This is a genomic window from Pandoraea captiosa, from assembly GCF_902459775.1.
GTDB classification, from domain to species: Bacteria; Pseudomonadota; Gammaproteobacteria; order Burkholderiales; family Burkholderiaceae; genus Pandoraea; species Pandoraea captiosa.
Genome location: NZ_CABPSQ010000022.1, coordinates 1 through 20,032, shown reverse-complemented (window position 1 = coordinate 20,032; position 20,032 = coordinate 1). Strand labels below are relative to the sequence as shown.

18 protein-coding genes are annotated in these 20,032 nt (G+C 62.7%); 10 read left to right on the top strand and 8 right to left on the bottom strand.

From position 1 onward, the window contains the following. The first annotated feature begins 1 nt into the window (after position 1). From PCA31118_RS26300 to lpxC, 5 genes are all read left to right on the top strand, one after another. Positions 2-985, top strand: coding sequence for a D-alanine--D-alanine ligase (locus PCA31118_RS26300; RefSeq protein WP_150627877.1), 984 nt, complete (start codon positions 2-4; stop codon positions 983-985). A 56-nt stretch (positions 986-1,041) separates the two neighbouring features. Beyond that, positions 1,042-1,875, top strand: coding sequence for a cell division protein FtsQ/DivIB (locus tag PCA31118_RS26295; RefSeq protein ID WP_044457161.1), 834 nt, complete (start codon positions 1,042-1,044; stop codon positions 1,873-1,875). Positions 1,876-1,897: 22 nt separating this feature from the next. Further along, a complete protein-coding gene (ftsA, locus tag PCA31118_RS26290) occupies positions 1,898-3,130 on the top strand; it encodes a cell division protein FtsA (RefSeq protein ID WP_010806905.1) in 1,233 nt (410 codons plus the stop codon). 114 nt (positions 3,131-3,244) lie between these two features. After that, positions 3,245-4,435: a cell division protein FtsZ gene (gene ftsZ / locus PCA31118_RS26285; protein ID WP_044457160.1), complete on the top strand. Its 1,191-nt coding sequence runs from the start codon at positions 3,245-3,247 to the stop codon at positions 4,433-4,435. 560 nt (positions 4,436-4,995) lie between these two features. Beyond that, the gene (gene lpxC / locus PCA31118_RS26280; protein WP_150627876.1) at positions 4,996-5,910 is read left to right on the top strand and encodes a UDP-3-O-acyl-N-acetylglucosamine deacetylase; all 915 of its coding nucleotides are present in this window, start codon (positions 4,996-4,998) and stop codon (positions 5,908-5,910) included. Positions 5,911-6,035: 125 nt separating this feature from the next. On the opposite strand, the gene PCA31118_RS26275 is transcribed toward lpxC, so the two are convergent. After that, positions 6,036-6,503, bottom strand: coding sequence for a DciA family protein (locus PCA31118_RS26275; RefSeq protein ID WP_044457158.1), 468 nt, complete (start codon positions 6,501-6,503; stop codon positions 6,036-6,038). A 303-nt stretch (positions 6,504-6,806) separates the two neighbouring features. Here PCA31118_RS26275 and secA point away from each other — a divergent pair, with 303 nt between their 5' ends. From secA to PCA31118_RS26255, 4 genes are all read left to right on the top strand, one after another. Further along, the gene (gene secA, locus PCA31118_RS26270) at positions 6,807-9,614 is read left to right on the top strand and encodes a preprotein translocase subunit SecA (protein WP_150627874.1); all 2,808 of its coding nucleotides are present in this window, start codon (positions 6,807-6,809) and stop codon (positions 9,612-9,614) included. Positions 9,615-9,778: 164 nt separating this feature from the next. Continuing rightward, positions 9,779-11,008, top strand: a complete 1,230-nt coding sequence (gene argJ, locus PCA31118_RS26265; protein ID WP_150627873.1) for a bifunctional glutamate N-acetyltransferase/amino-acid acetyltransferase ArgJ — start codon at positions 9,779-9,781, stop codon at positions 11,006-11,008. 247 nt (positions 11,009-11,255) lie between these two features. Further along, a complete protein-coding gene (locus tag PCA31118_RS26260) occupies positions 11,256-12,137 on the top strand; it encodes an ATP-binding protein (protein WP_150627872.1) in 882 nt (293 codons plus the stop codon). Between the two features lie 98 nt (positions 12,138-12,235). Continuing rightward, on the top strand, positions 12,236-12,670 hold the full coding sequence (locus tag PCA31118_RS26255; protein ID WP_150627871.1) for an NUDIX domain-containing protein: 435 nt from the start codon (positions 12,236-12,238) through the stop codon (positions 12,668-12,670). A 201-nt stretch (positions 12,671-12,871) separates the two neighbouring features. Here PCA31118_RS26255 and yacG read toward each other — a convergent pair whose 3' ends face one another. The 7 genes from yacG to PCA31118_RS26220 form a co-directional block, all read right to left on the bottom strand. Then, positions 12,872-13,066 (bottom strand): DNA gyrase inhibitor YacG, encoded by a 195-nt coding sequence (gene yacG / locus PCA31118_RS26250; protein WP_150627870.1) that lies wholly within the window; start codon positions 13,064-13,066, stop codon positions 12,872-12,874. A gap of 4 nt (positions 13,067-13,070) precedes the next feature. Continuing rightward, positions 13,071-13,826, bottom strand: a complete 756-nt coding sequence (gene zapD, locus PCA31118_RS26245; protein WP_044457152.1) for a cell division protein ZapD — start codon at positions 13,824-13,826, stop codon at positions 13,071-13,073. Positions 13,827-14,122: 296 nt separating this feature from the next. Beyond that, positions 14,123-14,737, bottom strand: a complete 615-nt coding sequence (gene coaE / locus PCA31118_RS26240) for a dephospho-CoA kinase (protein WP_150627869.1) — start codon at positions 14,735-14,737, stop codon at positions 14,123-14,125. Beyond that, complete coding sequence (locus tag PCA31118_RS26235; protein WP_174990614.1) at positions 14,734-15,660, bottom strand: prepilin peptidase; 927 nt, start codon at positions 15,658-15,660, stop codon at positions 14,734-14,736. Before PCA31118_RS26235 ends, coaE begins: the two co-directional genes overlap by 4 nt. Further along, positions 15,657-16,883, bottom strand: coding sequence for a type II secretion system F family protein (locus PCA31118_RS26230; protein WP_150627867.1), 1,227 nt, complete (start codon positions 16,881-16,883; stop codon positions 15,657-15,659). The genes PCA31118_RS26235 and PCA31118_RS26230 overlap by 4 nt, the downstream gene beginning before the upstream one ends. A gap of 60 nt (positions 16,884-16,943) precedes the next feature. Then, complete coding sequence (locus PCA31118_RS26225) at positions 16,944-18,167, bottom strand: GspE/PulE family protein (RefSeq protein ID WP_150627866.1); 1,224 nt, start codon at positions 18,165-18,167, stop codon at positions 16,944-16,946. A 198-nt stretch (positions 18,168-18,365) separates the two neighbouring features. Beyond that, positions 18,366-19,658 carry an HlyC/CorC family transporter gene (locus tag PCA31118_RS26220; RefSeq protein ID WP_150627865.1) on the bottom strand — a complete coding sequence of 431 codons (1,293 nt, stop codon included), beginning with the start codon at positions 19,656-19,658 and terminating at the stop codon, positions 18,366-18,368. Between PCA31118_RS26220 and PCA31118_RS27160 the strand changes: the two genes are divergently transcribed. Beyond that, a complete protein-coding gene (locus PCA31118_RS27160; protein WP_174990613.1) occupies positions 19,570-19,899 on the top strand; it encodes a hypothetical protein in 330 nt (109 codons plus the stop codon). The two genes, PCA31118_RS26220 and PCA31118_RS27160, sit on opposite strands and share 89 nt — an antisense overlap. The last annotated feature ends 133 nt before the right edge of the window (positions 19,900-20,032 follow it).

Genomic DNA, 20,032 nt, shown 5'->3' with positions numbered 1-20,032 from the left:
CGTGAGTGCTTTCGATCCGAAACGTTTCGGCAAGGTTGGCGTCCTGATGGGCGGGCGCTCGGCTGAGCGTCAGATCTCGCTGATTTCGGGCAACGGTGTGCTCGAAGCGCTGCGCAGTCGCGGTGTGGACGCGCATGCCTTCGATACGGGGGAGCACGACCTGGCCGCGCTCGCCGCGCAGAAGTTCGACCGTGTGTTCATCGCGCTGCATGGGCGTTATGGCGAAGACGGCACGCTGCAAGGTGCGCTGGAGCATCTGGGCATTCCCTACACCGGCAGTGGCGTGTTGGCTTCCGCGCTGGCGATGGACAAGGAAATGACCAAGCGCATCTGGATCAACGAAGGGCTGCCCACGCCGCGCTTCACGATGCTGCATGCCGATACCGATTTCGACGCCGTTGCGCGCGATCTCGGCCTGCCGCTCATCGTCAAGCCGTCGCGCGAAGGCTCGACCATCGGCTTGACGAAAGTCACCGAAGCGTCGCAGTTGAAGGCGGCGTTCGAGAAGGCCGTGGCGCTCGATCCGGACGTGCTGGCCGAAGAGTTCATCGATGGCGACGAGCTGACCGTGCCGGTGCTGGGTGTCGGTACCAAGGGGGCGAACGCGGCGCGCTCGCTGCCGGTGATCCGTATCGTTGCCCCGGACGCGAACTACGACTACCAGAACAAGTACTTCAAGGACGACACGCGCTACGAATGCCCGCCGCCGTTGTCGGTCTCCTTGCAGGAAGAAGTGCAGCGCCTGGTGTTGCGCGCCTACCTCGTACTCGGTTGCCGTGGCTGGGCGCGTGCCGACGTGATGCTGCGCAAACGCGACAACAAGCCGTATCTGTTGGAGATCAATACGTCGCCGGGTATGACCGGCCACTCGCTGGTGCCGATTTCGGCGCGGGCGGCGGGCCTGTCGTATGAAGACCTGGTGGTTGAAATTCTGGCGACTGCGACGCTCGATCTGCATCCGAACGCGCAGTGGAAGCCTGAGTGAGTCGAGTCAAACATTGAACGCGTTGAAGAACGCCCTGATACGGAAAGCAAATCGCCATGTGGCACAACGTACGCCTGCTCAACGCCATCGCGAGTGCGCTCGTCGCACTTGTCGTGCTGGCGGCGCTCGCGGCGGGCGGCCACTGGCTGATCCAGCGGCCGGTCTTCACGCTCAAGGCGATTCAGATCGACGGGGACGTGGCGCATATCAACGGGCCGACACTGCGTGCCAACGCAGTCTCACGCCTGAAGGGCAACTTCTTCACCATCGATCTGGACGCCACGCGAGCTGCGTTCGAAGCCGTGCCCTGGGTGCGTCATGCGAGCGTTCGACGCGTCTGGCCGAACCAGCTGGCGGTGACGATCGAGGAATACAAGCCGCTGGCCACATGGAACGACGGCCGTCTGGTGAGTGTGGACGGGGAACTGTTCGCGGCCAATCTGGCGGAAGCGGAGGACGACGGCAAGTTGCCGGAGTTCGCGGGGCCGCCGGGCAGCGAGAAGGATGTGACGGCGCGGTACTACGACTTCGTGAAGTGGTTCGCGCCGCTGAATATGAAACCCGAGGCGGTCACGCTGTCGAATCGCTACGCATGGGGCGTGCGGCTCGCAGGGGGCGTGCAACTGGCGCTGGGACGGGAGCGGACGCCCGAGACCCTTGCCACGCGCAGCCGACGCTTCGTACAGGCGTATCCGCAGGTAGCGGCGCGCTGGGGAAATCAGATCGAGTATGCCGATCTTCGGTACCCGAACGGTTTTGCAGTGCGTGCCGCGGGCATGCGCTTCTTGAGCGAAGAACAGGCCAAGAAGCTTGCCACGACACCGGTGCAAAAGCGGGATTCGCAGAAGCCGGCAGCGAAACCTGCCGCGCCGGTAAAGCGAAGCCAGTGAGACTTCAGGACTTACACACGCTATGAGCAAAGATTACAAGGATCTGTTGGTCGCCCTCGATATCGGCACGTCGAAAGTCGTGGCGGTGGTGGCCGAACTGCGCCCTGAAGGCCGCTATGAAGTGATCGGCCTTGGCCAGAGTGAATCGCGCGGCCTGAAAAAAGGCGTCGTGGTGAACATCGAGGCCACGGTGCAGTCCATTCAGCGTGCGCTCGAAGAAGCGGAGCTGATGGCCGACTGCAAGATCACCAACGTCTTCACCGGCATTGCCGGCAGCCATATCCGCAGCTTCAATTCGAGCGGCATGGTGGCGATCAAGGACAAGGAAGTGACGCAGGCCGATGTGGCGCGCGTCATCGAGACGGCCAAGGCGATCAACATTCCGACCGACCAGCAGGTGCTGCATATCCTCACGCAGGAATTCATCATCGACGGACAGGAGGATGTGCGCGAGCCGATCGGCATGAGCGGCATCCGTCTGGAAGTGAAGGTGCATATCGTGACCGGCGCGGTGTCGGCGGCGCAGAACATCGTGAAGTGCGTGCGCCGTTGCGGCCTCGAAGTGAACGATCTGATCCTGCAGCCGCTCGCGTCGAGCATCTCGGTGCTCACGGAAGACGAGAAGGAACTGGGCGTGGTGCTGATCGATATCGGTGGCGGCACGACCGATATCGCGATCTTCAGCGAAGGGGCGATCCGTCATACGGCCGTGATTCCGATTGCGGGCGACCAGATCACGAGCGACATCGCGATGGCCGTTCGCACGCCGACGCCGGATGCGGAAGACATCAAGATCCAGCACGGCATCGCCAAGCAGTCGCTGGCCGATCCGGATGAAATGATCGAAGTCCCGGGGCTCGGCGAGCGCGGCCCGCGCACGTTGTCGCGTCAGGCGCTGGCCGCCGTGATCGAGCCGCGTGTCGAAGAGTTGTTCTCGCTCGTGCAGCAGGTCGTGCGCGAGTCGGGTTACGAAGAGTTGTTGTCCTCGGGCATCGTGCTCACCGGCGGCGCGGCAATGATGCCGGGCATGGTCGAGCTGGGCGAGGACATCTTCCTCAAGCCGGTGCGCATTGGCGTGCCGGAGTACGCAGGCGGCCTGGCCGACGTGGTGCGCAGCCCGCGCTACGCCACGGCGATGGGCCTGCTGCTCGAAGGACGTTCCCAACGCATGCGTGGCCGCAAGGTCGCCGTGCAGTCGGGGCAGGCGAACCAGGTCTGGACGCGCATGCGTGACTGGTTCTTCAGCAATTTCTAAGGTGTTTTTTGCAGTTTTTGAGGGGTGTGGATCCGGTGTTGAAAACACGCGCGGCTTACCCGAGCGGCACGTGACCCGCAGTACCGGATCTGCTTTTAATTCACTGGAGGCGCTATGAACTTCGAAATGTTGGAAACGGAAACCAACGGCACCATCATCAAGGTGGTGGGTGTTGGTGGCGCTGGCGGCAATGCCGTCCAGCACATGATCAACCGTGGTGTGCAAGGCGTGGAATTCATCGCCATGAACACCGACGCTCAGGCACTGGGCCGCTCGCAGGCCAGCGTGAACATTCAGCTCGGCAAGACGGGGCTGGGTGCTGGCGCAAAGCCGGAAATGGGCCGTGCCGCTGCGGAAGAAGCGCGCGAGCGAGTGGCCGACGCCCTGCGTGGCGCTCACATGGTGTTCATCACCGCCGGTATGGGTGGCGGCACGGGAACGGGCGCGGCGCCAGTGGTTGCGCAGATCGCCAAGGAAATGGGCATTCTGACCGTTGGCGTGGTCTCGAAGCCGTTCGAGTTCGAAGGCGGCAAGCGTATGCGTGTGGCCGAGACGGGCGCGCAGGAACTCGAAGACAACGTCGATTCGCTGATCGTCGTGCTCAATGACAAGCTGTTCGAAGTCATGGGCGACGATGCCGAAATGGACAAGTGCTTCCAGTGCGCCGATGACGTGCTGCATAACGCCGTTGCAGGCATCGCCGAAATCATCAACGTCGACGGTCTCGTGAACGTCGACTTTGAAGACGTGAAGACGGTGATGGGCGAGCAGGGCAAGGCGATGATGGGGACGGCGACGGTGGCAGGTGTCGATCGTGCGCGTCTGGCTGCCGAGCAAGCCGTGGCAAGCCCGCTGCTCGAAGGGGTGGACCTGTCGGGCGCACGTGGCGTGCTGGTGAACATCACGGCATCGCGTTCGCTGCGTCTGTCGGAAACGCGTGAAGTGATGAACACCATCAAGAGCTACGCCGCGGAAGATGCGACCGTGATTTTCGGTACCGTCTACGACGACAAGATGGGCGATGCACTGCGTGTGACCGTCGTGGCAACCGGCCTGGGCCGTGCGGTGGCAAAGAAGGCTGCTGCACCGATGACGCTGCTCAAGACCGGTACCGACAACATGCCGATCGCGACGGGCCACGTGCCGAACGTCGGTCAGGCCGCCGGTACGGACTACGGCGCGCTCGATACGCCGGCCGTGTGGCGCAGCACGCGCGAGACCGCAGCCTCGCACGTCGCCGCGTTGCAGGAAAAGGGTGTCGACACGTACGACATTCCGGCCTTCCTGCGCAAGCAAGCCGACTGACAGGGTTGCGCGCGGGCCGGGTGCCAGTGCTCGGCGCCCGCCGCACCTTGGGAATCGCGAGACCTACGCGGGTCGTCGTGAGGATTCGCCGTCGCTCCGACTACCATGCCCTGTGGCGTGGGGAAGGCGCGCCTCGGTAGGCATCCGACCGACGATACAGCAAGGTTGTGACGCGTGCAGATGCCTTGTGGCTGCGACAACCAGAGTCGCAAGAGGTATCGACGCCTCGCAGATGGCGAACGTTACGGGTAAGCGTTCGTGATCCCTGACCCGGTCTCGCGGGTCTGTCCCCCCGACCGCTGCGGCATGCCTCCGTCGCAGTGGCCGGGGTGCCCCGAACCAGATTCGACGCGCAGGTCCCGGACCTGACGTCTAAGATGAAGCAAGACCATTTTCGCGAATACGTTGTTTCGTGACGCGGTATGGGCGGAGACAGTCCGATGAGGCAACATTCGGAATGTTTAGTAACGAAGCGTTGTGTTTGTGGCACAGCGATGAAGGCGCCGATCTGATATAATTCGATCTATGGTCATTAGCGTCTGATAGTTTTAATAAATAGCATGCTTAAGCAGCGCACTCTCAAATCCATCGCCAAGACAGTCGGCATCGGCTTGCACTCCGGTCGCAAGGTCGAGTTGTCGTTGCGTCCAGCGCCGCCCGATACGGGCATCGTCTTTTGCCGTACCGATCTGAATCCTCCTGTGGAGATTCCGGCGTCGGCGATGGCGATCGGCGACACGCGGCTTGCTTCGGTGCTGCAAAAGGATGGTGCGCGGGTGTCCACGGTGGAACACCTGATGTCGGCATGCGCGGGTCTGGGCATCGACAACCTGTATGTCGACGTGACCGCCGAAGAAATTCCGATCATGGACGGCAGTGCTGCGACGTTCGTCTTCCTGATCCAGTCGGCGGGCATCGAAGAGCAGCCCGCGGCAAAGAAGTTCATTCGCGTGACGAAACCGGTCGAAATTCGCGAAGGCGACAAACTGGCTCGTCTCGATCCGTTCGATGGCTTCAAGCTCAAGTTCACCATCGACTTCCGTCATCCGGCAGTCGATCGCACGGGCCAGGCACTCGAGATCGACTTTGCCCAGACGTCGTACGCGAAAGAGATCGCGCGTGCTCGCACGTTCGGCTTCGCACACGAAGTCGAGATGCTGCGCGAACTGGGGCTGGCGCGTGGCGGCAGCATGGATAACGCAATCGTGCTCGACGAGTACCGAATTCTGAACAACGACGGTCTGCGTTACGACGACGAGTTCGTGAAGCACAAGATGCTCGACGCTATCGGTGATCTGTATGTGATCGGTCATCCGTTGCTCGCGTCGTACACCGCATACAAGTCGGGACACGGTCTGAACAACCAGTTGCTGCGCGAGCTTCTCGCACAGGAAGCCTACGAAATCGTGACATTCGAGCGCGCAGAAGATGCACCGCGCGGCTTCCAGTTCGAACCGCAGACGCAGTTCGCGTAAGTCACGCAAAACGTCGGGGCCCGGTGCATTGGGCGACGCGGATGTAACAAAAGGAAAGCGCCGGAAATCCGGCGCTTTTTTATTTGACGCGCATGCGTTTTCGGCGTCCGGATTCCTCGGGGGCGTTACGGCTTGCGCGTACCGCCGTAAGAGTGACGCGAAACCAGTCGGGCGAGCGCGTCACGCAGCGGAGAGGGTTCCAGCGAGTCGCGCAGGTCGCGCAGGCTCACCAGCCCCTGCCGGGAAAGCCGCGCCTCCTTGGGCGGCTTCTGCGGCTCAGGCGCGGCGATGCTCACGCGGATCCGGATCGTACGGATCAGCCACCCGCGTGTGGCCAGGCCCTCGATCAACGAGGGCGTCTGCTGCCGCAAGCGCGCGGCCAGCGCGTTGTTCGATACCAGGAAAACGAGCGCGCCTTCGCGCGGCGGCGCGAGCCGCACACTTCCCGCAAGGGCAGGGGGAAGCAGCGCGTGGACGTCTCGTTCCAGCCGCCCCAGTTGTTCGGCGGCGACCAGCAGCGAACCGGCACCGTCGGATGCGGATAGCAAATCGGTGAGCGGGCGGGCAACGCGGGGTGCTTTGGGTCGTTTCATATGATGAGACGGATGTCGCCGCATATTTTACCCCGCGATCGGACGTCGCCTCCTGCCGTCGTCGGAAAACACCGGATTGTCGACCTCAGGCGCTGCCGGGGCGCGCCACGACAGCATGCTAGAATCCATTTTTCAGTACATATATCGAACCGGCGTTCGGCCAGAGTGCCAAACACGGTGACCCGCAGCGCGCAGACGCCGCAGGCGGATGGTTACTCATGGGGGACAACTCCGGGGTGAGCTTCCGTCCGAGGAACAGCTGCACGGATGCGAACGACATTTGCCGCCCTAACCAGTGATCCGATGATTCCCGGTCTTCTTAAAAAAGTATTTGGCAGCCGCAACCAGCGGCTCATCAAGCAGTACCAGAAAACCGTCGCGGCGATTAACGCCCTTGAGCCGCAAATCGCCCAGCTGAGCGATGAGCAACTGCGCGGCAAGACCGAGGAATTCAAGCAACGTATCGCCCAGGGGGCGAGCGTGGATTCGTTGCTCGTCGAAGCCTTTGCCGTATGCCGCGAGGCCGGTAAGCGGGTGCTCAAGATGCGGCACTTCGACGTTCAGCTCATCGGCGGTATGGTGTTGCACTTCGGCAAGATCGCCGAAATGCGCACGGGCGAGGGCAAGACGCTCGTCGCCACATTGCCCGCTTATCTGAACGCGCTCTCGGGCAAGGGCGTGCACGTTGTGACCGTCAACGATTATCTGGCGCAACGCGACGCCGAGTGGATGGCGCGTCTGTACAACTTCCTCGGCCTGTCGGTGGGTATCAACCTGTCGCAGATGCCGCACGATCAGAAGCAGGCCGCCTACGCCGCCGACATCACGTACGGGACGAACAACGAGTTCGGTTTCGACTACCTGCGCGACAACATGGTCTACGAGACCGAGCAGCGGGTGCAACGTACGCTCAACTACGCCATCGTCGACGAAGTGGACTCGATCCTGATCGACGAAGCGCGCACGCCGCTGATCATCTCGGGCCAGGCCGAAGATCACACTGAACTGTATGTGAAGATGGATCGCCTGCCGGCGATGCTTGAGCGTCAGATCGGCGAAGAAAAGGCCGATGGCACCGGTGTCGAAGTGCCGGGCGATTACACGCTCGACGAGAAGGGCCGTCAGGTATTCCTGACCGAGCGCGGCCACGAGAAGGCCGAGCAACTGCTCGCGGAGTGGGGCATGATCGCCGAGGGCGACAGCCTTTACGCGCCGCAGAACATCACGCTCATGCACCACGTGTACGCCGCGCTGCGTGCACACACGCTGTTCCACAAAGACCAGCATTACGTGGTGCAGAACGACGAGATCGTCATCGTCGACGAATTCACCGGTCGTCTGATGGCTGGTCGCCGCTGGTCCGAAGGCCTGCATCAGGCGGTCGAAGCGAAGGAGCGCGTCAAGATCCAGCACGAGAACCAGACGCTCGCCTCGATCACGTTCCAGAATTACTTCCGCATGTACGCCAAGCTCTCGGGCATGACGGGCACGGCGGACACGGAAGCGTTCGAATTCAACGAAATCTATCGTCTCGAGACGGTGGTGATTCCGACGAACCGCGTGCCCAAGCGCATCGACCGTCAGGATCAGATCTACAAGACGGCCAAGGAAAAGTACGACGCCGTCATCAAGGACATTCGCGGGTGCGTGGAGCGTGGTCAGCCGGTGCTGGTCGGCACGACCTCGATCGAGACGTCGGAGTATCTCTCCCAACTGCTCACGCGCGAGAAGCTGCCGCATCAGGTGCTCAACGCCAAGCAGCACCAGCGTGAAGCCGAGATCGTGGCGCAGGCAGGCCGTCCGGGCGTGATCACCATTGCGACCAACATGGCCGGTCGTGGTACCGACATCGTGCTGGGCGGCAACGTCGAGAAGCAATCGGCGTTCATCGAAGCCGACGCTTCACTCTCCGACGCCGACAAGCAAGCCCGCATCAAGCAGTTGCAGGACGAGTGGCAAGGCCTGCACGAGCAGGTGAAGACCGCCGGCGGTCTGCACATCATCGGTACCGAGCGCCACGAGTCGCGCCGTATCGACAACCAGTTGCGTGGCCGTTCCGGCCGTCAGGGCGACCCGGGCTCGTCGCGCTTCTACCTGTCGCTGGAAGATCCGCTGCTGCGCATTTTTGCCGGTGATCGCGTGCGCGCGATCATGGATCGTCTGAAGATGCCGGAAGGCGAAGCGATCGAAGCGGGCATCGTCACGCGCTCGATCGAGTCGGCACAGCGCAAGGTCGAAGCCCGTAACTTCGACGTGCGTAAGCAATTGCTCGAGTATGACGACGTTGCCAACGACCAGCGCAAGGTGATTTACCAGCAGCGTAACGAACTGCTCGAAGCGCAAGACGTCTCGGAGACCATCGCAGGCATGCGCCAGAGCGTGTTCGAGGATCTGGTGCGTAACTATGTGCCGGCCGGCACCGTGGAAGAGCAGTGGGACCTGAAGGGCCTGGAGACGGTGCTGCGCGAAGAGTGGCAGCTCGACTTGCCGCTGCAATCGCGCATCGAAGGCACGGAAGAGATCGACGACGAGGACATCCTCAAGGAAGTCATGGATGCCGCCGAAGCGTCGTACAACGCCAAGGTCGATCTGGTCGGGCGTGAGTCGTTCTCCGGTTTCGAGCGCTCGGTCATGCTGCAAAGCGTGGATTCGAACTGGCGCGAGCATCTGGCGGCGCTCGATCACCTGCGTCAGGGGATTCATCTGCGCGGCTACGCACAGAAAAATCCGAAGCAGGAATACAAGCGTGAAGCGTTCGAACTGTTCGCACAGTTGCTCGAGACGATTAAGCTGGAAGTCACGCGCGTCATCATGAACGTGCGCATCCAGTCGCAGGAAGAACTCGAACAGGCCACGGAATCGCTCGACGACAACGCCGGCGGTCTGGTCAACATCGAGTTCAAGCATGACGAACTCGAGACGGTGGGCGGTGAAGGCGAGGTCGACGAGGACGCTGGGCGTCCTGTGGTGGCAGCGCTCGCGCAAGCGGCGGCGGGCGCGGGTGCCGCAGCATCGGCCGGCGGCGATTTCCTGCCGAAGGTCGGACGTAACGATCCGTGCCCCTGCGGCAGTGGCAAGAAATTCAAGCACTGCCACGGCAAACTGTCTTAAGATGTGAACCGATCGACGCGGCGCCGACTCCTTATCGGCGCCGCGTCGTTTGTAGCGCCGGTTTTTTGCCACCGGCCGCACCGATCAACCGCCGCCCCGGCGGGCTGTCGTGCCGACATCGCCAGGGCGGGAGCTGCAACCTTATCTCTCGCGGGCGAACCCTCATGGCCGTCAATTTCCCCTCGATCGAAGCCTCCCAACTGCACGCCGTTCCGGGCGTGGAACTGGGCTGGGCCGAAGCCAACATCCGCAAACCGAACCGCAAGGACGTGCTGGTCATGCGACTGGCGCCCGGCAGCACGGTGTCCGGCGTTTTCACGACGAATCGCTTCTGTGCTGCGCCGGTGACGGTGTGCAAGGAGCATCTCGCGGCCAAAGCGGGCATTCGGGCCCTCGTCGTCAACACGGGGAACGCCAACGCCGGTACCGGCGAGCCGGGCATGCTCGCGACGCGCGCCACGTGCGATGCGCTCGCCAAGCTGCTGAACGTGTCGTCGAACCAGATTCTGCCGTTCTCGACGGGCGTGATTCTGGAGCCGCTGCCGGTGGACCGCCTCGTCGCGGGGCTCCCGCAGGCTATTGGCAATCTGGCGCCCGCACACTGGTACGAAGCCGCGCAGTCGATCATGACGACCGATACGTTGCCCAAGGCGGCGTCACGCCAGCTCGTGATCGACGGTCACACGATCGTACTCACGGGTGTGAGCAAGGGCGCAGGCATGATCAAGCCGAACATGGCGACCATGCTCGGTTTCGTCGGCACCAATGCCCGCGTGGCGCAGCCGGTGCTCGATGCCCTGGTGAAGTTCGTGGCCGACCGTTCGTTCAACGCCATCACGATCGACGGCGATACGTCCACCAACGATTCGTTTATCGTCGCGGCCACCGGTCAGACCGAGTTGCCGGAAATCGCAAGCACGGATACGGCGGCCTTCGTGGCGTTCCGCGACGCGCTGCTCTCGATCTCGCAAGAACTCGCGCAACTGATTGTGCGCGACGGCGAAGGCGCGACCAAGTTCATCACCGTGACGGTCGAAGGCGGTCGTGATGTGGCCGAGTGCCGTCAGATCGCGTACGCCATTGGCCATTCACCGCTGGTGAAGACCGCGTTCTTTGCGTCGGATCCGAATCTAGGCCGTATTCTGGCCGCGATCGGCTATGCGGGCGTGAACGATCTGGACGTCAGCAAAATCGATCTCTATCTGGACGACGTGCTCGTTGCGCGCGCCGGTGGCCGTAATGCGGACTACCGGGAAGAAGATGGCCAGCGCGTGATGAAGCAAAGTGAAATTACGGTACGCGTGGTGCTCGGTCGTGGCGACGCTGCGGCAACGTTGTGGACGTGCGACCTTTCGCACGACTACGTGAGCATCAACGCGGATTACCGCTCTTGAGACCTGACGCGACGGCCTGAATCGGATTCGGCTTCCCACAGGAAGCCAGGGCCGTCGGCGCGGGCGGCCGATGCCTGACCGGCATTGGCGCTGCGCCGGTGAGTTTGCGCGTTCGATCGCTCGGGTATCTCGGCATCGGACGCATCGTCGGTTGGTGGCACAAGCACCGTGGCGCACAGCGAAGGGAAACGACAACACCTGGCAGCATCGACACGAGCGCCCATGAGCGGCGCGGGGATTTCGAAGCATGGACAAACTGGAACAATTCCTGACGCGCGCGGAAGGCGTGCTGGCACGGCTGGAGGCAATGCTGCCCCCGGCTGCCCCCGAGATCGACTGGAGCGTCGCCACGGCGTTCCGCTGGCGCAAGAAGCAGGGACGTGGCTTCCTGCAACCGGTCGCACACGTCTCGGCCATCACGCTGGACGATTTGCAGAACATCGAGCGTCAGAAGGCGCTGATCGAGCAGAACACCCGCCAGTTCGTGCGCGGCGAACCGGCCAATAACGTGCTGCTCACCGGTGCGCGTGGCACGGGCAAGTCGTCGCTCATCAAGGCGTGTCTGAATCAGTATGCGTCCGAGGGGCTGCGTCTGATCGAAGTCGACAAGGATGACCTGACGGATCTGGGCGACATCGTCGATCTGATTTCGCAGCGTCCCGAACGCTTCGTCGTTTTCTGTGACGATCTGTCGTTCGAAGACGGTGAATCCGGTTACAAGGCACTCAAGGTCGCGCTGGATGGATCTGTGGCAGCCCAGTCGGATAACGTGCTGATCTACGCGACGTCCAACCGCCGTCACTTGCTGCCGGAGTACATGAAGGACAACGAGAGCTATCGCCATACCGACGACGGTGAGATCCATCCGGGGGAAGTGATCGAGGAAAAGATTTCGCTGTCCGAGCGCTTCGGGCTGTGGGTCAGTTTCTATCCGTTCAAGCAGGATGACTACCTGACGATCGTCGGCCATTGGTTGCAGCACTTCGGTGTGCCGGCCGAGCAAACGGAGAGTGCGCGTCAGGAGGCGCTGATCTGGGCGCTTGAGCGCGGGTCGCGCTCGGGGCGTGTGGCGTTCCAGTTTGCGCGCGACTGGGCGGGCAAGCAGCGTGGGGCGTCGCAGGCGTCGTGAGTCTGAGCGGCACTTGGGCAGCATTTCGGCGGCACGGGCAAGTCGATGCGCTCGGCGTGCCGCCCCGTCCAGACAAGAGATACGGTAGGTGTAGCGATATGACAGATGTGAAGCAAACTGCGCCCGATGGGCGTCCCGTCACGGAAGTGGCTGTCGGTGTGATGGTGCGCCCGGATGGGGCGGTGCTGCTGGGGCAACGTCCGGCGGGCAAGCCTTATGCCGGTTACTGGGAATTCCCCGGCGGCAAGCTTGAAGCGGGCGAGTCGGTGGCTGCCGCATTGGCGCGCGAACTGCACGAAGAGCTTGGCGTGACGGTCGAGCGCTGCGCCCCGTGGCGCGTGCTGGAGCATGATTATCCGCACGCCTATGTGCGGCTGCACTTCTGCAAGGTCACGGCATGGCAGGGCGAGCCTCATGGCAAGGAAGGGCAGGCACTCGCTTGGGAACATCCGCCGGTGAGCGTCGAGCCGTTGCTTCCGGCCGCATTGCCTCCGTTGACGTGGCTTGCCGAAGAACTGGCGCAGCGGTCCTGATCGACGGCGCCGCACGTTGCAACAGGCGAAATCGGCGCTGACTGCACGAATAGCGCTCGACGTGACGACAGGCGGCAACGTCGAAACACCGACATGGAAAAAGGCACCGTGAGGTGCCTTTTTCTTTGGTGCCGACGATACTTTGCGCGCATTACCGCATTACCGCATTACCGCATTACCGCATTACCGCGCTCCCCGTTGTCAACGCTGAGTCGGATCGAGCGGCGATTCCTGCGACGGATCTTCAGGCGACTCGGCGGGAATCGTGTATTTCTCGGCGGCCCAGGCGCCCATATCGATCTGCTTGCAGCGCTCGGAGCAGAAGGGGCGGAATTTGGACTGCGGCTCCCAAACGACTTTCTTGCCGCAGGTCGGACAGTTCACGACGCTCGTCATGGGCTTACAGATTGCAAAGGGTCAGCAGGAACGGCACATCGCTGTCGACCGGGCGCGGCTTCAGATCGCCATCCTGTGTCGTAAAACGCACCCACAGCATGTATTTGTTGGCGCTGGCTTCCGGGATCACGCGAAGGTCTGCCGCGACGCGCACCTGCATCAGTTGATACACGCGTCCCGTGAGCATCTGCTGATAGCTGCCCTGCTGTGCCATGGCCTTGCTGGCATGGCCGGATTCGCGCGCGAGTCCCAGCACGATACCGATGGCGTCGCGAATCGGGAACAGCGGCCCGATCCACTTATCGATGTCGTGACGGCGCTGTTCGGCATCGTTGTGACGCCACGCGTAATACGACGGCAGATCGAAACGGCACGTACCGCCAGGAATCACCGAGCGGCTGCGAATGCTGGCGAGCCATTCGTTGTCGTTCAGGTGCTGACCGGGTTTGCCGGGAATCTGGTTGAGGTTCGCAATCGCGAGCTCGACTTCACCGATGAATTGTTCGAGCGCGTCGGAGGCGATATCCGGGTTGCCGCGGTAGGTTTGCAGCGTCTGACGTTGCCGGTCGAGTTCCTTGACCAGTTCGTTCTTCAGATCGGTGCGACCGGCGATGTCGGCAATCTCGAACATCGTGATCAGGGCCGCATGATGATCGAGCGGCTGATCCTGTCCGACGAAAAAGGCAAAGCGCCCGAACAGCTCTTCTAGCCGAAGCAGCGTGCGAATGCGTTCGTTGAGCGGATATTCGTACAGGATCAAGCGCGTTGGCCCAAAAGTTGGCGCTTTTCAGCGTAATGGCGACATTCTAATGCGGGAAACTGTCGGGTTGCAACGCGAGTTGGCGCTCAATCGAGGGCAAAAGGCGAGACTTCTGCACGAAATGCTCATCAAACTCGATTTGTCGTTGAGTCGGACCACGCACCTATACCCCGCATCTGCCCCGTACCCCTCATCGACAGCCACACCAGCGTCCCCGCCTCGCGCCCGCTTTGCACCCGCTTCGCATCCCCGCTTGGCATCCCCGTTCGCATCCCTGTTCGCGCCCACCTCGGCCCCTATTCGCCACCGGTCAGTTTCGCGAGCTGAAGGTAGGTGGCATGCAAGCGGTCGACTTGTGGCGCGAGCGGTGCATGCTGGACATCGTTGTCGATGATGTCGTCCGCCGCAGCGAGCCGCTGGGCGCGCGAGGCCTGACGCGCCATGATCGCCTGCACCTGCTCGCGGGTGAAGCGATTGCGCGACATGACGCGCGCGATCTGCGTCTCCTCTGTGCAGTCGACGACGAGAATGCGCTGCACGCGCTCGCGCCACGTTCCCGATTCGACCAACAGCGGTACGACGAAAATCAGATACGGCCCGTCGGCTTCGGCCGCGGCCCGCTCGCACTCCGTACGAATCAGCGGATGGGTGATCGCCTCCAAACGTGTTTTTGCCGCATCGTCGGAAAACACCGCTTCGCGCATACGCGCTCGATCGAGCGAGCCGTCCGGTGCGACGAAGGTGTCGCCGAACTCGCGACGGATCGCCGGCATGGCGGCGCCTCCGGGGGCGGTGATGCTGTGCGCGATCGCATCGGTGTCGATGATCGCGATACCGTGGGTGGCGAATAGATTGGCGACGGTCGTCTTGCCGCTGCCGATGCCGCCGGTCAGGCCGATGGCGTACGTCATGGAGTTCCTCCGATCCAAAGCATCAGGCTGTCGCCGCCAAAAAGCGTGACGACACCTGCGGCAGCGAGAAACGCGCCGAAAGGAAACATCTGGTCACTACGCAGACGCCCCATCAGCCAGGCGCTCCCGGCGAAGACGATGGCGAGCAGGCAGGCAACCAGCAGGATTTGGGGCAACGCTGTCCAGCCGAACCAGGCGCCGAGCGCCGCGTAAAGTTTGAAGTCGCCAAAGCCCATACCCTCCCGCCGACGCACCCACCAGTACACCCAATACATCGTCCACAGACTCAGGTAGCCGGCGGCAGCGCCGATGACAGCCGACGGCAAGGTGGCGAACCAGTGGCCAAGATTGCAGAGCAGTCCGGCCCAGAGGAGCGGAAGGGTGAGGATGTCCGGCAATAGTTGCGTGTCGTGATCGATATATGCGAGCGCGATGAGCGTCCACACCAGCCCGAGCGCGCCGATGCTCTGCCAAGTTGGCCCGAAGCGCCAGGATATGGCGGCGCTGAGCGCCCCGCTGATCAGCGCGAGTTGCCAGCGGCGCGTGGGCGCGGCGTCCGTCAACGTGGTGGGAAGCTCCACTGCGCCGATGCCCGGGAGTTTCGCGCACGGCGCGAGCGCGAGCGGCGTCGTTTGCGTGGATGAGGTGGACAAGGCGGATGAAGCGGACGAAGCGGACGAAGCAGATGAAGCAGATGAAGGCGAGGGCGCCGCCGAGGGTGTCGCGCCGTCGGTGGTCTCTGCGGCCTGAAGTTCTTCCAGCCACGCACGCTCGATGGCCGCCGGGACCCGGCGCACGACGACGTCCAGCATCAGCCCGGCAAGCGTTCCGGCGATCGCGAACATCGCGAGACGCCAGTGAGGCGCCAGTTGGGCGAGCCAGTCGACGAGAAGCAGCTCAGCGTAGCCATCGAGGGCGTTCATGCGACACCGTATCCGAGTTGGAACATCGGCAGGTACATGGCCAGGACCATGCCGCCGATCAGCAGGCCGAGAAACGTAATCATCATGGGTTCGAGCGTGGCGCAGGTACTGACCAGCGCATGCGACGCTTCTTCGTCGAGCAAGCCAGCGGCCTGGTTGAGCATGCGCCCGAGTGTACCCGATTCCTCCCCGATCACGACCAGTTGCGCTATCGCCAGCGGCCAATGGGCATCGGCCTCCAGCGACGTCGCCAGCCGAGCGCCGCGCGCGACCTTCCGGTGCACTTCGTGTGCGGCTTGCGACATGACGAGATTGCCGCACGCGCTGGCGGCGGCGTCCATGGCGTCGGGCAGCGCGATGCCTGCATCGAGCAGCGTGCCCAAGGTCCTGGCCCAGCGGGCGGCACTCATCATGTGGATGATCTTGCCCGCGCCCGGCAAATGCAGCAGGCACCGGTCTCGCTGCCGTCGCATTCGGGGACTGCGCCGCACGGCAGCGGTGAGGATTAACGCCATGGCGCCCACGCATGCGAGCACCCATGGCCCCTTGTCCAGTGATGCCCGTGAGAGATCGATCAGCCAGCGAGTCAGGGGCGGTAACGGCACGCCTCCGCCGGCTGCACTCGCGAACAGACGCTCGAACTCCGGGATCACCCATTGCAGCAGCGCCGCGATAACGGCGAGCGCGACTGCCAGCACTGTCACGGGATACATGAGCGCACGTTGCAGTTTGTCGCGTATGCCTTTCGCGTGATCGTAGTGCGCGCTCAGGCGAGCCAGTGTCGGGCCAAGTTCTCCGCTCAGCTCGGCCGCCGCGATCAACTGGCAATCGACGCTGCTGAATCGACGGCTCGCACGCGCCATGGCGAGCGCCAGCGAATGTCCCTGCGCGACATCCTGCGCAATGTCGGACGCCAGGCGCTTGAGGCCTCGGGTGTGCGCGCCGCGGGCCAGCACATCGAGCGCCGCGCTTAGCGGCACGCCTGCGCCGAGCAACGTGGCAAGGCGTCGCACGAGGTCGGCGGCATCCGCCGATCGGGTGCGTGCCGAAGCAGTATGTCGACGCCCCGGGGTGACGTGCGTAATCGTCATCTGCGGATATCGACGACGCAATGCCAGACGCACCGCCGCCTCGCCGTGCGCGACCCATTCCCCGCGTCGGCGTTGCCCGTCCGCCTCGCGCCCCTGCCAGTGCCACTGGCGTGGCCGGGTCATTCGAGACATGCGTCATCTCCGGCTGATGCGTGCCGACATTGCATGGGGCAGTTGCCGTGCGATTTCCGTTCAGGCCGGCGTTGTCGCATCGACATCCTCCTGACTTACCGTCCCTGTCTCGACGTGCCACAGTCCCGACTCGCGCAACGTCATTACGCCTTCGCTTTGCGCTTGCGCTGCCAGTTCGTGCGGGCTGCGTGCCTGCGAGATGTTGACGGCCTGTGTGGCACTGATGGGCATCACCTGAAACGCGCCCACGCGTCCTGCGAAGCCGGTCCCGTGGCACCGCATGCATGTGTGAGCGCTGCGTTGGCCATCTCCCGTCATGTTGCCGGGTTCGCACCCGGCGGGACATCGTCGTCTGAGCAATCGTTGTGCACTGATGAGCAGTAGCGTCGACGAGAGATTGAACGGCGCGACACCGAGGTCGAAGAGCCGTGCGAGCGTACTTGGCGCGTCGTTCGCGTGCACCGTGGCAAATACGAGATGGCCGGTCTGGGCTGCCTGCACGGCAATTTCCGCGGTTTGCGCATCGCGAATTTCACCGACGACGAGCACATCGGGATCTTGCCGGAGAAAGGCGCGCAACGCCGTCGCAAAGTCGAGCCCGGCGCGCTCGTTGAGATTGACCTGCGTGACACCCGGCAGGCGAATTTCCACGGGGTCCTCAATGGTGACGATATTGCGCGAGGCATCGTTCAGCCGTCGCAGGCAACTGTACAGCGAGACGGTCTTGCCGCTACCGGTCGGACCGGTGAGCAGGATCATGCCGTGAGGACGCGCGATCGCCTGCGTCAATGCGAGGTACTGCGTCGGTGTATAACCCAGCCCCTCAAGTGAGAGCGGCACCTTCGCACCATCGAGCAACCGCACCACGAGCTTTTCACCGTGCAATGTCGGCAGCGCGCTCACGCGGCATTCGACCGGCTCCCCGGCCTCGCGCCAAAGCATGCGCCCGTCCTGCGGCAAACGCTTCTGTGCAATGTCCAGATTTGCGAGCACCTTGAGGCGTGAGACGAGCATGTCGCGCCACGACAAGGGAATGTCACGGTATTCCTGCAAGCGCCCGTCGATACGCAGGCGCACGCGGAAACGTTGTGCCATGGGTTCGAAATGGACGTCTGACGCACCGGCGCGCACGGCGTCGCTCAATACCTCTTCGAGACATTGCAGCGGCGTGGTGGCCGTGGGCACGGCAGGGTTGAAAGGAGCAGTGGCGGGAGGCTGTGAGGCCGATGAGCGACGATGTAGCGATGACGTAGTGTCGCCCGAGGGAACGGTGGCGTGTGACATGACGGGGTCCGGCGAGAGCTGCCCTAACTAAGAGAGCTGCACTAAGAGAGCTGAGTGAAGCTTCAGTCTCGACGCAACCCTGCGGCGACTCAATCGGAAAAACCCGAAAAAAGCCCTCGTGTGACGTGCAGTGAGCGAAGGAGACGCGATCGATTCACGCGGTTCGTGAGTCGATACGCGTCATCTCACGCTCACAACTCAGTCGTGGTGCGCAGGACGCGGTCCCGGTTTGAACAGACGCACCGTCTTGATCGCCTGATTGTCGATTTGCACAATTTCCATGCGCAGGCCGTCGATCTCGAGGCTGACCGAAGCTTCCGGGATCTCGCGCAGGACTTCGAGAATCAATCCGTTGAGCGTTTTGGGGCCGTCGGTCGGAAGGTGCAGCCCCAGTCGACGGTTCAGGTCGCGCAGTCCGACGCCGCCGCCCACCAGACATTCCCCTTCGGCCGTCCAGCCCGAGCGGCTGCCGCCGGTGCCCGGCACGCTCGTCGTGAATTCGCCGATGAGTTCTTCGATGATGTCCTCGGTGGTCACGAGCCCTTCGACCTCACCGTACTCGTTGACGACCAGCCCCACACGACGCTGGTTTTCCTGGAAATACTGCAACTGACGCAACGCCGGTGTATCGCTCGGAATGAAGTACGGGTCGACGAGCAACGCACGCAACGTGTCGACCGTGATGTCGTCCGGATGACGCAGCGCGGAAAGCGTGCGGCGCACCGGAAGAATACCGACGATGCGATCAATGTCGCCGTCGTAGACCGGCAACTTGTTGTGGTAGCACGTCTCGAGCTGCGAAAGAATCGTGTCCAGCGGTGCCGAGATATCCAGCGCCTCGATACGCGCGCGCGGCACCATCACGTCGTCGACCGCAATGTTCTCCAGGTCGAGCAGGTTGAGCAGCACGCTGCGCGGCTTGGTCGGCATGTAGTTGCCGGCTTCGAGCACGATGGTGCGCAGTTCTTCGGTCGTCAGGCGCGTTTCGCCGGACGCGCGACGCGTGTCGATACGCAGCACGCGGAGCATGCCGCGCACGAAACTGTTCAGCACCCAAACCAGCGGCCTGGCGGCGGCGACGATGGGTTTGAGCGGTGTGCTGACCGACAGGGCGATGCGGTCCGGATACGTTGCGCCGACGATCTTCGGGGCGATTTCCGCGAAGATGATGATGAGCAACGCAATGACCGCCGTGGCGATGGACAGCGTGATGGCATCGTTGCCGAAGTAGCGCACCGCAATCGAGGTGGTGAGCACCGGCACGACGGTATTGATGACGTTATTGCCGACGAGAATCGTCGAGAGGAGATCTTCGGTGCGCGAGAGCAGGCCCTGCGTCGACCTGGCGCCATGCACGTTCATGCGCACGAGGTGCTTCAGGCGATGGCGGTTGAGCGCCATCATGCTGGTCTCGGAAATGGAAAAGAATCCCGAGCAGACGATCAGGAAGGCGACGGCGCAAATCTGCGCCCATAAGGGCAAGGCGTCCAAGCTGTTAGATGCGCGACAAGCGCTGGGGGTGGCAATGAGTTGCCACTATATCAGAGGGGATAACGGCGCCAGGGATGCGGCTTTTTCGAATCGCCGCGGGATTGCCCGGTGGCGGCCGGATTCCGACGGACTACAAAGCGTCCATCCGGGACGTAGCGACCGGCTGCTGTTATCGACGCAGCGCCGACGCAGAAATAAAAAAACCGACGGACAATGCCGTCGGTTTTTTTGCTTTGCATAAAGCAAAGTAAATCCTGGTCGGGGTGAGAGGATTCGAACCTCCGGCCTCTACGTCCCGAACGCGCTTTCGTCGCGGATACTTGTGCCCCTAGTGAAGGGAATTTCATTATAAATCATTGGCTTATGAAATATCA

Excerpts from the sequence above, each read along its gene's own strand:
- PCA31118_RS26260 (WP_150627872.1), top strand. The coding sequence starts at position 11,256 with ATGGACAAACTGGAACAATTCCTGACGCGCGCGGAAGGCGTGCTGGCA.
- PCA31118_RS26225 (WP_150627866.1), bottom strand. The coding sequence starts at position 18,167 with ATGTCACACGCCACCGTTCCCTCGGGCGACACTACGTCATCGCTACAT.
- PCA31118_RS26255 (WP_150627871.1), top strand. The coding sequence starts at position 12,236 with ATGACAGATGTGAAGCAAACTGCGCCCGATGGGCGTCCCGTCACGGAA.
- yacG (WP_150627870.1), bottom strand. The coding sequence starts at position 13,066 with ATGACGAGCGTCGTGAACTGTCCGACCTGCGGCAAGAAAGTCGTTTGG.
- PCA31118_RS26295 (WP_044457161.1), top strand. The coding sequence starts at position 1,042 with ATGTGGCACAACGTACGCCTGCTCAACGCCATCGCGAGTGCGCTCGTC.
- argJ (WP_150627873.1), top strand. The coding sequence starts at position 9,779 with ATGGCCGTCAATTTCCCCTCGATCGAAGCCTCCCAACTGCACGCCGTT.
- PCA31118_RS26235 (WP_174990614.1), bottom strand. The coding sequence starts at position 15,660 with ATGAACGCCCTCGATGGCTACGCTGAGCTGCTTCTCGTCGACTGGCTC.
- ftsZ (WP_044457160.1), top strand. The coding sequence starts at position 3,245 with ATGAACTTCGAAATGTTGGAAACGGAAACCAACGGCACCATCATCAAG.
- secA (WP_150627874.1), top strand. The coding sequence starts at position 6,807 with ATGATTCCCGGTCTTCTTAAAAAAGTATTTGGCAGCCGCAACCAGCGG.
- lpxC (WP_150627876.1), top strand. The coding sequence starts at position 4,996 with ATGCTTAAGCAGCGCACTCTCAAATCCATCGCCAAGACAGTCGGCATC.
- coaE (WP_150627869.1), bottom strand. The coding sequence starts at position 14,737 with ATGACGTACGCCATCGGCCTGACCGGCGGCATCGGCAGCGGCAAGACG.
- PCA31118_RS26230 (WP_150627867.1), bottom strand. The coding sequence starts at position 16,883 with ATGTCTCGAATGACCCGGCCACGCCAGTGGCACTGGCAGGGGCGCGAG.
- PCA31118_RS26275 (WP_044457158.1), bottom strand. The coding sequence starts at position 6,503 with ATGAAACGACCCAAAGCACCCCGCGTTGCCCGCCCGCTCACCGATTTG.
- PCA31118_RS27160 (WP_174990613.1), top strand. The coding sequence starts at position 19,570 with ATGCTGGTCTCGGAAATGGAAAAGAATCCCGAGCAGACGATCAGGAAG.
- ftsA (WP_010806905.1), top strand. The coding sequence starts at position 1,898 with ATGAGCAAAGATTACAAGGATCTGTTGGTCGCCCTCGATATCGGCACG.